At 39.6% G+C, this 15,379-nt stretch carries 13 protein-coding genes; 2 read left to right on the top strand and 11 right to left on the bottom strand.

Translation table 11 applies throughout. The annotated features are described in order from the left end of the window. The first annotated feature begins 124 nt into the window (after positions 1 to 124). Complete coding sequence (locus tag BKK47_RS05485) at positions 125 to 304, top strand: hypothetical protein (protein WP_077493897.1); 180 nt, start codon at positions 125 to 127, stop codon at positions 302 to 304. A 571-nt stretch (positions 305 to 875) separates the two neighbouring features. Here BKK47_RS05485 and BKK47_RS05475 read toward each other — a convergent pair. The 11 genes from BKK47_RS05475 to BKK47_RS05425 all read right to left on the bottom strand — a co-directional run bounded on the left by BKK47_RS05475 (position 876) and on the right by BKK47_RS05425 (position 14,631). Then, positions 876 to 1,661, bottom strand: a complete 786-nt coding sequence (locus BKK47_RS05475) for a Cof-type HAD-IIB family hydrolase (RefSeq protein WP_077493895.1) — start codon at positions 1,659 to 1,661, stop codon at positions 876 to 878. Positions 1,662 to 1,663: 2 nt separating this feature from the next. After that, positions 1,664 to 2,143 carry an rRNA maturation RNase YbeY gene (gene ybeY / locus BKK47_RS05470; RefSeq protein WP_077493894.1) on the bottom strand — a complete coding sequence of 160 codons (480 nt, stop codon included), beginning with the start codon at positions 2,141 to 2,143 and terminating at the stop codon, positions 1,664 to 1,666. A 10-nt stretch (positions 2,144 to 2,153) separates the two neighbouring features. Then, positions 2,154 to 3,227, bottom strand: a complete 1,074-nt coding sequence (locus BKK47_RS05465) for a PhoH family protein (RefSeq protein ID WP_077493893.1) — start codon at positions 3,225 to 3,227, stop codon at positions 2,154 to 2,156. A 127-nt stretch (positions 3,228 to 3,354) separates the two neighbouring features. Further along, positions 3,355 to 5,628 (bottom strand): bifunctional glutamate--cysteine ligase GshA/glutathione synthetase GshB, encoded by a 2,274-nt coding sequence (gene gshAB, locus BKK47_RS05460; RefSeq protein WP_077493892.1) that lies wholly within the window; start codon positions 5,626 to 5,628, stop codon positions 3,355 to 3,357. A gap of 131 nt (positions 5,629 to 5,759) precedes the next feature. Then, entirely contained in the window at positions 5,760 to 6,473 is a 714-nt protein-coding gene (locus BKK47_RS05455; RefSeq protein ID WP_077493891.1) for a TerC family protein, read from the bottom strand. Positions 6,474 to 6,570: 97 nt separating this feature from the next. Then, the gene (gene uvrC, locus BKK47_RS05450; protein WP_077493890.1) at positions 6,571 to 8,397 is read right to left on the bottom strand and encodes an excinuclease ABC subunit UvrC; all 1,827 of its coding nucleotides are present in this window, start codon (positions 8,395 to 8,397) and stop codon (positions 6,571 to 6,573) included. A gap of 1 nt (position 8,398) precedes the next feature. Next, on the bottom strand, positions 8,399 to 9,163 hold the full coding sequence (gene kdsB, locus BKK47_RS05445) for a 3-deoxy-manno-octulosonate cytidylyltransferase (RefSeq protein WP_077493889.1): 765 nt from the start codon (positions 9,161 to 9,163) through the stop codon (positions 8,399 to 8,401). Positions 9,164 to 9,216: 53 nt separating this feature from the next. Next, positions 9,217 to 9,396 (bottom strand): Trm112 family protein, encoded by a 180-nt coding sequence (locus BKK47_RS05440; RefSeq protein ID WP_077493888.1) that lies wholly within the window; start codon positions 9,394 to 9,396, stop codon positions 9,217 to 9,219. Further along, positions 9,389 to 10,387 carry a tetraacyldisaccharide 4'-kinase gene (lpxK, locus tag BKK47_RS05435; protein ID WP_077493887.1) on the bottom strand — a complete coding sequence of 333 codons (999 nt, stop codon included), beginning with the start codon at positions 10,385 to 10,387 and terminating at the stop codon, positions 9,389 to 9,391. The genes BKK47_RS05440 and lpxK overlap by 8 nt, the downstream gene beginning before the upstream one ends. Before the next feature lie 59 nt (positions 10,388 to 10,446). Beyond that, positions 10,447 to 12,210: a lipid A ABC transporter ATP-binding protein/permease MsbA gene (gene msbA / locus BKK47_RS05430; RefSeq protein ID WP_077493886.1), complete on the bottom strand. Its 1,764-nt coding sequence runs from the start codon at positions 12,208 to 12,210 to the stop codon at positions 10,447 to 10,449. A 39-nt stretch (positions 12,211 to 12,249) separates the two neighbouring features. Beyond that, positions 12,250 to 14,631: a DNA internalization-related competence protein ComEC/Rec2 gene (locus tag BKK47_RS05425; protein ID WP_077493898.1), complete on the bottom strand. Its 2,382-nt coding sequence runs from the start codon at positions 14,629 to 14,631 to the stop codon at positions 12,250 to 12,252. A 263-nt stretch (positions 14,632 to 14,894) separates the two neighbouring features. Between BKK47_RS05425 and dksA the strand changes: the two genes are divergently transcribed. After that, complete coding sequence (dksA, locus tag BKK47_RS05420; RefSeq protein ID WP_077493885.1) at positions 14,895 to 15,332, top strand: RNA polymerase-binding protein DksA; 438 nt, start codon at positions 14,895 to 14,897, stop codon at positions 15,330 to 15,332. Positions 15,333 to 15,379 lie beyond the last annotated feature (47 nt).

Below are 15,379 nucleotides of genomic sequence, written 5' to 3'. Positions count from 1 at the left end.
TTGCCAACTTGTAATGCTTGATTTTGAAAGAATATGACATAGATATGGTGCAATTCAAATAGGTTTGAATGGAATTATGTCTGGGCTTTACAATAGTAAAGGGTATTTTAGATAAGGAGTTTTTATGATAGCTTGGGTAATAGGCAGTTTGGTTATTTCTTTCTTTTTAGCAAGAAATCTATTCGCCGGCGTAGCAACTGGGTGGATTGTTTACGCCATAGTTAATTCATTTGCTCCAGATTGGGCAATTCTAGCAGGTAGTGCAGTTGCTATTTTAGGGATTATTTCAACACCATCTCACTAATTTAAAATAATAACATCTGCCGGAGGGAAACTATACAATCATTAACCAACTTCAACCTCAGAAAGAAATAAAATAAGAAAAACAATTAAAACAAAAATGAGAATATCAAAAATAAAATAATTTTCAGAACCTGAAAAGTATTTTCTTAATATTATCTTTCGTAATTTAGGATAAACTATATGCCACTGAACATTAAAACTAAGAGTGGCAATAACCGTTAAAATAAATACAAAAAAGGATTAAAAAATACTGTTCCTTCAAAACCAACTAGAGCTAAAACAAAAATAAAAAACTACCCAAAGGAAAACTTAGTACAAAAAGCACTAATGTATAACCAACATAATCTCCCCTGTAAATAATGGTTTTGCGCTTAAATGTGAACGATAGCGTTGTATAGTAAAAATACAATAATTGCACACTAACAAAAAATAAAGGAAGATAAGAGAATATCTTTTTAACCTCGATATCGCCATATTTGTTATATTCTTCTAGCGATCTAACCCCAACCATCGGTTTAATAACCAACCGATTAAGGTGCAGATCAAGTGCGGTCATTTTTTTATCTCTTTTTTTATTCCGGGAAAATCTCTTCCCAAATCAGGGCTAACCCATCTTCATCATTTGTTGCAGTGACACGCTTGGCGGCTTGTTTGATTTCTTCAGGTGCATTGCCCATTGCCACGCCAAGACCAACATTTTCCAGCATATCTAAGTCGTTAAAATTGTCTCCAAAGGCGACGGTTTCCTCAATTTTGACATGGAAATAATCTTCTAAAAAACGCACGGCATTGCCTTTTGTGGCGGATTGATGCATCACTTCTAAGAAATTTTGATGAGAACGGAAAATACTTAAATCTGGAAAAGCCGCTTTTAGAAGTTTTTCAACCTCAATGATTTCATCTGTTTCACCAATAATCTGAATTTTGTGTGGCGAATAAACCGCACTTTCATCATAAGGATCGATTTGAATATTCGTCACACTCTTCTCAAAAATGACCCATTTATTATTTACATCACGTGCCACACAATCGTCATTGGTGTAATAATTCACACCTAATTCCGGATACTGTGCCAAAACTTGATTAATTTTTTGAATATCCTCTGAGGAAATATTCACTGAATAAAGTGCGGTCAAATTTCGATCTAAAATCAACGCACCGCTAAATGCCACAATGACATTGTAATTTTCTATTTGCTTGGCATAAGGCAAAATACCAAGAGGGGAACGGGCTGAAATAGGTACGAAGGGAATCCCTTTGCGGGTGATACGTTGAATTGCCGCCAAAGTTCTTGGGGAAATTTTATGATCCGAGGTTAATAAGGTTCCGTCAAAATCACTAAATACGGCTTTATACATGGTTACTCCAAATTTTGTTCTTTTTCTAATAAGTAAGGATCAGCAAAACCTAAATTTTGCATAATCTGTGTTTCCAGGCTTTCCATTTCTTCGGCTTCATCGTCTTCAATATGATCATAGCCCAATAAATGTAAACTGCCGTGCACGACCATGTGCGCCCAATGTGCCATTAGCATTTTTTTTTGCTCGATGGCTTCACGCTCTACCACTTGGCGACAAATCACTAAATCGCCTAATAAAGGCAACTCGACTTCATCAGGACATTCAAAGGGAAAAGAAAGCACATTTGTTGGGCGATCTTTTCCACGATAAGTAAGATTGAGTTCGTGACTTTCCACTTCATCTACAATACGCACTGTCATTTCCACATTATCGCTTTCCGGCTGCACAGCTGCGGTTGCCCATTGAATAATTTGTTGTTCCGTTGGCAAACCTTGCGTATTTTCAGTGGCAATCTGTAAATCAATTAACATATTTCCCATACTACCCTTCTCAATTCTCAGTTAAAAACAACCGCTCTTTTTCCCGCTCCGCTTTACGTTCTTCGGCTAATTCTTTACGGCGAATTTCATCTTGGATTTCCCATGCTTCATAGGCTTGTACAACTTTTGCCACCACCGGATGACGCACAATATCTTGACTATCAAAATAATTGAAACTCAACTCAGGTACAGTTTCCAACACCTCAATCGCATGGCGTAAGCCTGATTTGGTACTACGCGGTAAATCAATTTGTGTCACATCGCCGGTGATCACCGCTTTAGAATTGAATCCGATACGGGTGAGAAACATTTTCATTTGCTCCACTGTGGTATTCTGGCTTTCATCTAAAATGATAAAACTATCGTTTAATGTTCTCCCCCTCATATAGGCTAACGGGGCAATTTCAATCACGTTGCGTTCCATCAGTTTTTGTACGCGTTCAAAGCCCAGCATTTCAAATAAAGCATCATAAAGCGGTCGTAAATAAGGCTCGATTTTTTGCCCTAAATCCCCCGGTAAGAAACCGAGTTTTTCCCCCGCTTCAACTGCCGGACGGGTTAATAAGATACGGCGGATCTCTTGTCGTTCTAGGGCTTCCACTGCGGCCGCAACAGCTAAAAAAGTTTTTCCCGTGCCCGCAGGTCCGATACCAAAACTAATATCGTGAGTCAAAATATTATGTAAATATTGAATTTGATTTTCACCGCGTGGCTTAATCACACCACGTTTGGTTCTAATCGTTGTGCTATAAACCTGACTTTCCGTTCTTGTCGATTCCGATTGAGAAAGCATTCGGCTTTCTTGTAGAGCAATGTGCACATCTTCTAAGTCTAATTCATTCACTTTCCCCTTGATCGGCGCTGTTTCTACATATAAATCTTGGATTAATTTAACCGCACTTTGAATGAGTTTTTCGTGGTAGGGTTTGGGGTTATCTTCATTTGATTTAAGGGTAAAAGTGAAATTATTGCGGGCAATGCTCAGATTAAACTCTTTTTCGATCAGTTTGAGATGTTCATCAAATGCACCACAAAGGGATTGAAGACGTGTATTATCTTGAGGTTCTAGGGTAAATGTTGTCATTAATGTTTGATGCTGAGTGATTTAAATTCAGGACTATTTTAGCTCAATCCGCTTTCATTTACATCGGGTTTCACCAATGGCAAAACCCGATATTTCATAAAAGCCAACTTTTTTTCGATTGACGACATTATTTCATTTCAGGAAATAACATTTTGAGCACATCCAAGGTAACTCTGCGTGATTGTCCTGCATACGGGAAAATATGCATCATCATCATTGGATTAAAATTGGCTTCAATCACACCCCAAGATTGGAGGTTAGGCTCAGCCGGTTTTGTTAAATCCGGAATAATTAAATCGACACCGCATACGGCTGCGCCCATAGACTTGGAAATTTCCACTGCGATCTTTTTATAGCTCTCATGCATTTGATCCGTCATATCAATAGAATCCCCACCGGTACTAATATTTGAATTAGCCCGTAATTGCACGATAAGATCCCTTGGAGGAATAGAATCAATCGTCCATCCTTGTTCTTTTAATTGAAGTTTTTCAATATCACCTAGGACAATTTTCTTCAATGGAGTACGGCTACCATCGCCGCGTAACGGGTGATCATTTTTCATTGCCACTAATTCTTTAATTGAATGTACCCCATCACCAATCACATTTGCCGGTACTCGTAATAATACAGCTAAAGTTTGATCACCTAACACAAAGAAACGATATTCCGTGCCAACCAAATAATCTTCCACCATGATCTCTTTATCTTCACGGAAAGCAATTTCTACCGCTTTGGCAAAATCATCGCGGTTTTGTACGCCATATTGGAAAATCGTGATACCAAGTCCGAAATTAGTTGATTTTGGTTTAATCACCACAGCCCGATTTTCAAAAAGCGGGAAATTTTTGACCGCACTTTCTACATCGGTAAATTCCACACTTTGCGGCACATTAAAACCGGATTTTGCCAACACTTTTTTCGTGACGACTTTATTCTCCATAATTAATGGTGAAATATAGCGATCATGTGAAGTCATATTGCCGTTTTTTACATACTCAATATGGTCGCCATGTTGCAGGCTTAAAAATTGATCACGCTCATCTAAAATTTCAATTTTCAAGCCTTTCTGAATGGCATCAAACATTAATGCTTGGGTTGAAAGTTCCATATTGTCAAAGGCGGACAGGGCATAAAAACGTTCAAAGGCATTTTTCTTATTGCCTTTCGCAATATCTGCCCCCAATTTTTGATAACCACCAAATTTCTCAATGGCTGCGACAACATTGGCACAAAGCGTGTCACGCGGATTGGCAAATTGTGCAAATTTTTCTTTTACGATAGCTTTAATATCATCATTTACTTGAAGAACTTCAAGCATATTTTGCATTTCAAGTAATACTAATTCCCCTTCCACAGAGTAAGTCGTTGGTGATAAAGGGTCTTCCCAAGCCACTTCCAAAAGACGGGTTTTGCCTAATTCTACGTCATCTTGATCGGCCGTGTGATCCAACCACGCCATCAATAAAATGAAATAATGGATAAATTTTGCATCTTCCAGAGTAATACCATAAGGAGCAAAAGGATTGAGATCAAAAAGGCGGAATTCAAGGTATTGGATACCGCTTTTTACTAAATCACGGGCTTTATTCGCACCACGCAAACGAACATTAGAATAAAATTCTTTCTCTGCAATCAATTTACCACTGTTCACCCAATGTTCAAGGCTGTCAGCATAGGATTGTAAGCTTTCAAAAGAGACCTTGATTTCAGGATCGTTTACATAACCAAATTGGCTTGAGCGCAGGCTACGCACATATTGATTGGCTTGAAGCGGGGTACCTTTACGGAAGTAGTTTTCATCAACTGTCGGTGTAGCAGAAAATAAATAAAGCAGAATCCATTGATAACGAAGGAAATTTTTCGCAATTTTTAGATATAAATCATTCTGAAAATCTACCGCACTTTTTTGTTCCGCTTGAGCTTCAAACAACGCTTGCACAAATGCCGAATCTAGCTGGAAGTTGTAGTGAATTCCACTAACCATTTGTTTATATTTGCCGTAGCTTTTTACTAAATGTTCACGATATGCCACATCTTCCGGATTCTCTAATTGCGCAATCTTGATTTGATTTTCCGGTGGCAACCCTGCCGGCATACTGAATGGAAAAATATACTCATTTTCGGGGAGGGTACGTAATGTTACTTCGTGAATAGCGGACAGCCAACGCATTGCATTTTCTAATGTTTTACTCGGCGGTGTGACCAATTCCAGCTGGCTTTCAGCAAAATCTGTTTGGATATATGGATGAAAACTACGATTACCAAAGGCCTTCGGGTGATCAGTCGTTACAATCGAACCGTCTGCATAGACACGCTGGCTTTCTTTTTCAATACCAAATAAACCTTGTTGGAAAAGTAATTCGAGATGATGTTGTTTGATTATGTTCTGGATATTCATAGTAAGTCCTTTTAGAAAAATTTCCTAGTATTATGGTTGGATTCTTCAGAAAAATAAATAGGAAAATTGAATAGATCAAAAATATTAATTTATATAAAAAATGCGATCATTTTTGACCGCACTTTTTTTTACTATTTCATCAATTTTCTCATTCTGATATTCAACATTTCCACTACGACAGAAAATCCCATAGCAAAGTAAATATAGCCTTTTGAGATATGTGTATCAAGACTTTCTGCAATGAGGCTGATTCCCACTAGAATTAAGAATGCTAAAGCGAGAATTTTTAAAGTTGGGTGGGTATCCACAAAATCACCGATTGGTTTCGCTGCAAACAACATCACGCCGACAGCAATAATAATTGCTAAAACCATCACCGGTAAATGTTCTGCCATACCGACAGCCGTAATCACAGAGTCAAGGGAAAATACAATATCCAGTATGGCTATTTGGATCAATACACCAAAATAACTCACTTTCTTTTGACTTTCATTTTTATGATGTTCTTCAGGATGGAGCGCTTCTTTAATTTCTCCGATACTTTTCACAATTAAGAACAAACCGCCCAAGAATAAAATTAAATCACGTCCTGAAATCTCTTGGCTAAACAGGGTAAACAGCGGTTCGGTTAATTTCATCATCCAAGCAAGCGACATCAAGAGTAAAATTCGGGTGATCATTGCTAAAGATAAACCGATAACACGACCGGACTGGCGTTGATGCGCCGGCAAACGTCCCACTAAAATACTAATAAAAATAATATTATCGATCCCTAAAACGATTTCAAGTGCAGCTAATGTTGCAAGAGAAAGCCAAGCTTCGGGATCACTAAGCCATTCAAACATAATTTGTTCCTACGAAAAATTCAAAGAGCCGGATCATAATCGCTTTATTAAGAAAAGCAATAGCTATTTATTCTATCCGTTCTTAAAAAAATCAAAACTAGCTTTTTAGCGTTTCATAAATCGTCTCTGCCAATTTTTTTGATATGCCCGGTACTGAAGCAATTTCATCTACCGTGGCATTTTTCACGCCTTGCAAACCACCAAGATATTTCAACAAGGCTTGGCGGCGTTTTGCCCCTACCCCCTCAATAGTTTCCAAGCCACTTTGAGTAAAAGCATTTTGCCGTTTTTTACGATGTCCGCTAATAGCGTGATGATGGCTTTCATCACGAATATGTTGGATTAAATGCAAGGCCAAACTGTCATCGGGCAAGTGTATTTCACGATTTTGTTTGCTTATAATCAACACTTCCTGCCCAGCTCGGCGATCGACCCCTTTCGCTACACCAATTAAGTGCGGTCGGTTTTTATTCCACTTGACCTTCAATTGCTGAAACACTTCCAAAGCACGGTTAAGTTGCCCTTTTCCACCATCAATAAAGATTACGTCAGGGATTTTGTCTTCTTCCAAATCACGGTCATAGCGTTTTTTGAGAGCTTGCTCCATTGCCGCATAGTCATCACCACCTATAATGCCTTCAATATTAAATCGCCGATAATCGGATTTTAAAGGGCCTTCTTGATTAAACACCACACAAGATGCCACCGTTTGATTCCCCATAGTATGACTAATATCAAAACATTCCATTCGCTTAATTTCCGACATACCGAGCAATTCGCATAATGCCTGATAACGCTCGGACATTCGTGAGGATTGCTTGAGTTGGGTTGCCAATGCAGCTTTTGCGTTCACCTGTGCCAGTTGTAGATATTTTCCTTTATCCCCTTTCACTTTTTCTTGAATCGTCACTTTTCTGCCTGCTTGCTCTGTAAGCAGAGTTTCTAATTCCACTTTTTCCCTGAGTTTTCGATCTACAATAATACTATTTGGAATACTTCTGCCTTGATGTCCTTGCAAATAAAATTGCCCTACAAAGGTTTCCGTTAGCTCGGAAAGATCGGTATTTGCCGGCACTTTAGGAAAATAGCTACGATTGCCCAATACTTTTCCTTGACGGATAAACATCACTTGAACACAAGCTAAACCGTGTTGATAGGCAATGGACATAATATCCATATCGTCCAATCGCTCATTGGACACAAACTGTTTTTCGATAACCGATCGCACCGCTTGGATTTGATCTCGATAACGCGCGGCTTGTTCAAAATCCAAATCTCGGCTTGCCTGATCCATTTTGCCAATCAAATAATCCAGCACTTGCTGATCCTTACCCTGCAAAAATAACCTCGCCAGTTCCACCTGTTGCGAATATTCTTCATCAGTCACATAACCCGCCACACAAGGCGCAGAGCACCGCCCAATCTGATATTGCAAACAAGGGCGTGAGCGATTGCCATAGACGGAATTTTCACATTGGCGAACCGGAAATAATTTTTGGATCAAGGATAAAGTTTCCCGTACTGCCCCTGCATGAGGATAGGGACCAAAATATTCACCGGCAATTTTTTTAGCACCACGGTAAGCGGTAATGCGAGGGTGGCGTTCTTTCGTCAATAAAATAAAAGGATAGGATTTATCATCACGCAAAAGCACATTGTAACGAGGCTGATACTGTTTGATGAAATTGTGTTCCAATAACAACGCTTCCGTTTCGGAAGAGGTAATCGTGGTATCAATATGATGAATAGACGCCACCAACGCTTCTGTTTTTTTACTGCTAAGATTGGAACGAAAATAACTCGACAGGCGTTTTTTTAAGTCCTTGGCTTTCCCCACGTAAATCACCTGCTCTTTATCGTCATACATACGATAAACACCCGGTTCATGGGAAACATTTGTCAGGAATTTTTTAGCATCAAACATCTTAATTCGCCGCTAAAATCGACCGCACTTTTTCTAAATCTTCTGCCGTATCCACTCCCACAGCTGGCACTTCTTTTGCCAGTTCAACATGGATCCGTTCACCATTCCATAGCACACGCAATTGTTCCAGTTTTTCTAAATTTTCCAACTGTGTCGGCGCCCATTGCACGTATTTTTTGATAAATCCTGCACGATAAGCATAAATACCGATATGGCGTAAATAAACCTCCGCCAAGGTGGCTTTTGTGATGTCTTGTAAGCCCATAAATTGATCCCGATCGTAAGGAATGACCGAGCGGGAAAAATACAGCACATAACCCTCTTTATCCGTGAGCACTTTGACGACATTCGGATTAAATAATTCCTCCGCTTCGTGAATTTTCACTGCAAGGGTTGCCATATTCACCTTAAATTTTGCTAAATTTTCCGCCACTTGACGAACAATCACAGGCGGAATAAGGGGTTCATCACCTTGAATATTCACAATAATTTCATCATCAGAAATAGTAAGTTTTTCCACCACTTCCGCTAAACGCTCTGTACCTGAATTATGCTGTTCCGATGTCATACAAACTTCAGCTCCAAAACCTTGGGCCACTGCTGCCACTTTTTCGTTATCGGTGGCAATAATCACACGGTTTGCACCTGATTGTTGCGCTTTCTCAAATACGTGTTGAATCATTGGTTTTCCCGCAATCTCCGCAAGGGGTTTCCCCGGCAAACGTGAGGAAGCAAAACGGGCAGGGATAATAACAGTAAATGACATAAAATATTCCTTCTTAATCCTTAACGGTTCTAAGGCGTTTAACAGCCTAAAAGTTAATCTGTGATCTTTTCCGCTTTTTCCGCAATTAATAGAGGCACACCGTTTTCAATAGGATAAGCCAACTGTTCATAACGACAAATTAATCGTTGATTTTCAGCATCATATTGCAAACGAGCCAAGCAACGAGGGCAAGCGATCACTTCAAGCAATTTTGGATTTAGTCGCTCAGGCATTTTTGTATTTCTCCACGATTGCATCAATTTTGCGCCAAAAGTGCGGTAAATTTTCGCCTTGTTTTTCCGCCTCAACCACTTCGGCATCCACCGGCACATACCACCAATTTTCTTTAGCAAAAGTTTGGCATTTTACTGCATCTTTTTCCGTCATAAAGAGCGGTTGATTTTGCGGAAATTTTTCTAGCTGTGTCGCATCAAAATCTTGATGATCTTGGAAAGCCTGGGTCTGTACTAAATTTATCCCTAATTTTTCCAACATCGTAAAAAAACGTGGTGGATGACCAATACCGGCAATAGCAGCGCCTGATTGAAAAGTACTCAAAGGGCGTTTTTCATTAGTTTTTAAATTGATAGCATAATGAGGTACTAAGGTCATCACGGCATCGGAATATTGATTTTTACCGCCGTTAGTGATCACAAAATCCACGGTTTTTAATCGGCTTGGTAATTCACGCAAAGGGCCGGCAGGTAACACAAAGCCATTGCCGAGCGCACGTTCCGCATCCATCACAACAATTTCGATATCTCGTTGTAATTGATAATGTTGTAATCCATCATCCGAAATAATGATGTCGCAATCACCTTGATTCAAGAGTAATTCAATAGCTTGTCGGCGGTTTGGTGAAATCACCACCGGCACGCCGGTGCGTTGAACGATGAGTACCGGCTCATCTCCACCTTCATGGGAATGGGTATTTGCGGTGACGAGTAACGGATAGGTTTTCGCATGGCTACCATAACCACGGGAAATCACCCCTACACGCAACCCGCGTTTTTTTATTTCCTCCACTAGCCACACCACGACCGGAGTTTTTCCATTACCGCCAACGGATAAATTCCCCACAATCACCACCGGTTTCGGCGCTCGATAAGATGACTTAACCCCAAGCGAAAACAAAGCTCGACGAAATTGACTTATCAGCCAAAATAAAAAGGAGAATGGCAAAAGAAACCAAGCGAGTTTGGAATGTGAATACCAAAACGGCATAAATGTTCCCTCTAAAAAGTGCGAATAAAATAACGCGAGTTTTTCAACCCGCGTTAAACCTAACCGCTAAACTGCATACTATGGAGTTGTTTGTATGCCCCCTCTAAAGCGAGCAGTTCATCATGACTACCGCGCTCATGAATTTCTCCGTGTTCAATCACTAAGATTTCATCGGCATTTTCAACGGTTGACAAACGGTGTGCAATCACAAGCACGGTACGATCTTTTTTCAATTCATCCAGTGCCGATTGAATCGCACGTTCGGATTCCGTATCAAGGGCTGAGGTCGCTTCGTCTAAAATTAATACTGGAGAATTACGCAGTAAGGCTCGAGCTATCGCCAAACGTTGGCGCTGTCCTCCAGATAAACTCGCACCATTCTCACCGATTACGGTATCAAAACCTTGCGGTAGTTTTTCGATAAACTCTAGTGCGTAAGCCGCCTTAGCCGCAGCGATAATTTCTTCACGCGTGTATTTATCCTTTGCTGCATAAGCGATGTTGTTCGCAATCGTATCGTTAAACAAATGTACCTGTTGAGAAACCACCGCACAATTTTGACGTAAATTGGATAAACGATAATCCTGAATATTCACGCCATCAAGCAAAATTTCACCTTGTGAAATATCGTAGAAACGGGTGACAAGATTGGCAATAGTGGATTTACCTGAACCTGAACGACCGACCAATGCCACGGTTTTTCCAGCAGGAATACTGAATGAAATGTTATTTAATGCGAGCTCACCTTTACCTTGATAAGCAAAGGTCACATTTTTGAATTCTAATTCGCCTTTTGCCGGTTCCGCTTTGTAGCTACCGTTATCTTTTTCCGGTTCTAAATCTAAAATTGCAAACAATGTTTGACAAGCCGCCATTCCGCGTTGAAACTGGGAATTGACATTCGTTAAAGATTTAAGCGGACGCATCATGGCAAGCATGGAGGAAAAAACTACCGTAAAAGAACCGGCACTTAAATTATCATCTGCAATTAATGGGGTTGTTGCCAAATAAAGCACCACAGCTAAAGCTAAAGAAGCAATAATCTGTACAACAGGATCAGAAATCGCATCCGCCGTGACCATTTTCATCCCTTTACGGCGCATATCATTACTCACATGATTGAAGCGTTCCTCTTCCACATACTGACCACCGAAAGATAAGACGACTTTATGCCCTTTTAACATTTGTTCTGTAGTAGAGGTGAGTTCCCCCATAGAATCTTGCAAATTTTTACTGAGTTTACGGAAGATTTTCGACACTATACGAATCAGTACGGCAATAATCGGTCCAATCACAAATAACACTAACGTTAATTCCCAGCTGGTATAAAACATGACAGCAAGCAAAGAAGCGATATAAGCCCCTTCACGTACAATCGTCACCAGTGAGTTAGAAGAAGAATTCGCGATCATTTCAGAATCGTAAGTTATACGGGAAAGCAACTTGCCGGAAGGATTACGATCAAAAAAGCTCACCGGCATAAACATTAGATGCTTGAATAAGCGGCGACGCATTGTCATCACCACTTTGCCTGAAACCCAAGCTAAACAATAGTTAGAAATAAAATTACTTACACCGCGTAAAAAAATCATGCCTACCACAACAAAAGCCATCATTTTCAAAAAAGAATGATCGGCTTTACCAAATCCCTCATCAAGTAAGGGTTTTAATAAATAAATTAAACCGGAATCCGCTAAAGCATTAAGTACAAGTGCAACAGCAGCCACCACTAATCCGGATTTGAACGGTTTAATCATTGGCCACAAACGTTTGAAAGTCTGCATAGTGGATAGGTCTTTATCTTGCATTTTTTGATCCTGCATAGTCATTATCGTCCGAAAAAATTCGTCGCATTGTACCTTTTATTCTGTTGATAATCCAATCGGGCGAGCATACCAAGGAGAAAATGCCGTCCTTTGGCGTGAAACTTTCCATTTGTCAGGGTAAAAACTAACACGAATTTGTCCCGAAACCGCTGTATTTTCGACCGCACTTTGATGTCGTTTAAGACGTTCAATAACTGTTGGATGAGGAAATTTCCAAGGATTCCAACGCCCACTTGAAATAATCGCAACATCCGGTTTGGTGTGTGAAAGCAAAATCTCTCCGGTAGAAGTTTTGCTACCATGATGTCCGACCTGTAACACATTAATTTTCCCTAAAGTGCGGGCAAAAATTTGCTCGTTTTTGGTCTCTGCATCGCCGGTAAGTAAAACACGATAGTTGCCATCTTCTAATAAAATGACACAAGAATTCGGATTATCCGCCCGTACAACGACTTTCTGCGGTGAAAGAACACGAAAATGAATCCCCTGCCATTCCCATTCTTTTCCGGCAATACAAAAATCCCGATGAATCTCACCATAGTTTTTTTCAGACGAAGTGATAAGTTCTGCATTCGGATAATTTCTTAAAATGGCCTTTGCACCACCGGAATGATCATTATCGTCGTGGCTTAAAATGAGTTTATCCAAACTTATTCCTTCTCGCCGTAAGTAAGGCAAAATTTCCAATTCGGCCATTGAACCGCCTTGCCATGCTGAACCAGTATCGTACAAAATCGCCCGACTATTTTTTACAATTAGAGTTGCTAATCCCTGTCCTACATCTAGGGTATCCAACTGCCAAACCGGTTTATGGTATTGGCGAATAACTGCTGTCAATAAGGATAACACAGCAATACCGATAGCCCCCCAAATGGCTTGTTTTTTGCAAATTGTCGGCAATGCTCTATTAGTATCTAATGTAAAATATTTCGCTGATTTTATTTTCCAAGCTTTTTGCAAAAGGCTTTTTTCACGGTAGATCGCAAGAATGATCAGAAGAAAAAACAAGCAGGAAAGTGCGGTTAAAACAAGTGATAAATTCAATGAAACACTAAACCAATTTCCCTGAAAAGAGGAAATAAGTTGTGTGATACCTTCTGCCAGACTATTTGCTAATTGCCAAGAATACAAAGCCCCATCGCTTAGCACGGCAAATAAGATCACAGGGATAAGAAAAAAACTGTATAAGGGTACTGCCACTAAATTGGCGAAAAAACCGCCCAATGATATTCCATTAAATAAAATAAGTTGTAACGGCGTAAACAACAGCAATAAACCGAACTGCAAATGAAATAAGCCTAAAATCCACCGCACTTTAAGTGAAAAAGGTTTAAACCGCCATTGAAACAAAGAAAGAGGTAGGTAACGATACCAAATAATGAGACAAAATACCGCCCCTATCGAAAGCCAAAAACTCGTTGAAAGAGGCATAAGAGGATCACATAGTAGAAGAAAGGTGATGATTAAGATAAAAAGCCGGAAAGCCGAATAATAACGACGCTGTAATTGTATTGTTAAAACGAAAAGCAAGGCGGAAATGGCCCTAAAAGTGGGGATATTAAAGCCCGCCAGATAGGTATAAAACAAGGCAAAAAAAGCGCCTAACCACAGCGGAAAAGCAGGTTGAATATACTTTGTCGGCAAGAAAAACTGCGCCAATCTAACCAATAAAAATCCCATCCCCATAGCTAACCCGATATGTAAGCCAGAAATCGCAGTTAAATGTCCCGTATTCGTCTGCTGATAAATTTGCCATATCGTTTGATCCAACCAGGCCCGCTCCCCAAAAGCTAAAGCTATCAGTAAACCTCGTGCAGAAAGTGTTTCAGTTTGTTTTAATGCACGCCATAACTTTTTCTCCCGCCATGAAAAATCATCGCCAATTTTAACCACACTTTTTAAATTTCCAATCGCCGTCACACCTTGAGAAAAATACCATTGTTGGCGATCAAATCCTCCCGAATTCAATCTTGCAGAAAGTGGTCTAACAGAAACTTCACCCTGCCATTTCTCGCCTAAAAAAGGCTTTACCTCCGCTTTCCAATTAAGAAAAATTCGTTGTTCCTTTTTATTTAGTATCGTACGAGCAATTACAGTTTGGTATTCCTGCTGATGTAACAAACCTTCAATTTGTAAAACTAAATTTTGTTTTTCAGGTAAAATTTCATCGGCTTGTTGTAATAAATTCAATGCAAAAGAATGTGTATAACCGAATGCCAAAACAACGACATTCAACATAATGAAACAATGAAACAGCCATATTTTTTTGAACCAATAGAAAAAAAATGCGGTCAGAGTGAAAATTAAATTACATAGTAACGTTTGTTTCCAACCGATCAACATAAAATCGGGTAGAAATATTAACGATAACGAAGCACAAATCAGACTTATTGCCAAGGTAAACAAATTTAAAGGCATTGGTAATAAGAGTAATGAATGAAATGTGCGCACACTATGTATTTTTAAATTAATAAACAATCTTTTCTCCTAAATTTTGAGAGCTTGATCGCAAAATAAAATTTTAGTGAGGAAATTTTGTTTGCTAAAAGGGGCAACATCTGCTATTTATATCGCCCTTAAAAAAGCGGGTTTCTCAATAAAAATTGAGAACAAATTATCAATGATAATGACAGGAAGTAGTGAAGTTCACGCTTAAATTCTGTTTGTATTAGGAGTGAGATATGTCAAAAGCAACGTTAAGCTTATTAGAGCTGGCAGGCGTAAAACCATATCAACCAAAAAAAGATGAAGAATACATGAATGAAAATCAACTTCTTCACTTTAAAAAAATCTTAACGGCTTGGCACGAACAAATCGTGGAAGAGGCATCACGTACGGTTGCTCATATGCAAGATGAAGCAGCTAACTTTCCGGATCCTGCGGATCGTGCGACTCAAGAAGAGGAATTCAGCCTAGAATTACGTAATCGTGATCGCGAGCGTAAATTAATGAAAAAAATCGAATCCACATTAAAAAAATTGGATACCGATGATTTCGGTTACTGTGATTCTTGTGGTGAAGAAATTGGGATTCGCCGTTTAGAAGCCCGTCCAACGGCAGATTTGTGTATTGACTGTAAAACCCTTGCAGAGATTCGCGAGAAGCAAGTTGCGGGTTAATTTACCATTCATTTAGAAAAAGTGCGGTCAAAACAACCGCACTTTTC

It is taken from the genome of Rodentibacter mrazii (assembly GCF_001998825.1).
In the GTDB taxonomy this organism is placed as follows: domain Bacteria; phylum Pseudomonadota; class Gammaproteobacteria; order Enterobacterales; family Pasteurellaceae; genus Rodentibacter; species Rodentibacter mrazii.
Note: the sequence above shows the minus strand (reverse complement) of the source record. Positions and strands in the feature narration are given on the sequence as shown.

Excerpts from the sequence above, each read along its gene's own strand:
- uvrC (WP_077493890.1), bottom strand. The coding sequence starts at position 8,397 with ATGTTTGATGCTAAAAAATTCCTGACAAATGTTTCCCATGAACCGGGT.
- BKK47_RS05440 (WP_077493888.1), bottom strand. The coding sequence starts at position 9,396 with ATGCCTGAGCGACTAAATCCAAAATTGCTTGAAGTGATCGCTTGCCCT.
- kdsB (WP_077493889.1), bottom strand. The coding sequence starts at position 9,163 with ATGTCATTTACTGTTATTATCCCTGCCCGTTTTGCTTCCTCACGTTTG.
- gshAB (WP_077493892.1), bottom strand. The coding sequence starts at position 5,628 with ATGAATATCCAGAACATAATCAAACAACATCATCTCGAATTACTTTTC.
- ybeY (WP_077493894.1), bottom strand. The coding sequence starts at position 2,143 with ATGGGAAATATGTTAATTGATTTACAGATTGCCACTGAAAATACGCAA.
- BKK47_RS05485 (WP_077493897.1), top strand. The coding sequence starts at position 125 with ATGATAGCTTGGGTAATAGGCAGTTTGGTTATTTCTTTCTTTTTAGCA.
- BKK47_RS05455 (WP_077493891.1), bottom strand. The coding sequence starts at position 6,473 with ATGTTTGAATGGCTTAGTGATCCCGAAGCTTGGCTTTCTCTTGCAACA.
- BKK47_RS05465 (WP_077493893.1), bottom strand. The coding sequence starts at position 3,227 with ATGACAACATTTACCCTAGAACCTCAAGATAATACACGTCTTCAATCC.
- lpxK (WP_077493887.1), bottom strand. The coding sequence starts at position 10,387 with ATGCCGTTTTGGTATTCACATTCCAAACTCGCTTGGTTTCTTTTGCCA.
- BKK47_RS05425 (WP_077493898.1), bottom strand. The coding sequence starts at position 14,631 with ATGCCTTTAAATTTGTTTACCTTGGCAATAAGTCTGATTTGTGCTTCG.
- msbA (WP_077493886.1), bottom strand. The coding sequence starts at position 12,210 with ATGCAGGATCAAAAAATGCAAGATAAAGACCTATCCACTATGCAGACT.
- BKK47_RS05475 (WP_077493895.1), bottom strand. The coding sequence starts at position 1,661 with ATGTATAAAGCCGTATTTAGTGATTTTGACGGAACCTTATTAACCTCG.
- dksA (WP_077493885.1), top strand. The coding sequence starts at position 14,895 with ATGTCAAAAGCAACGTTAAGCTTATTAGAGCTGGCAGGCGTAAAACCA.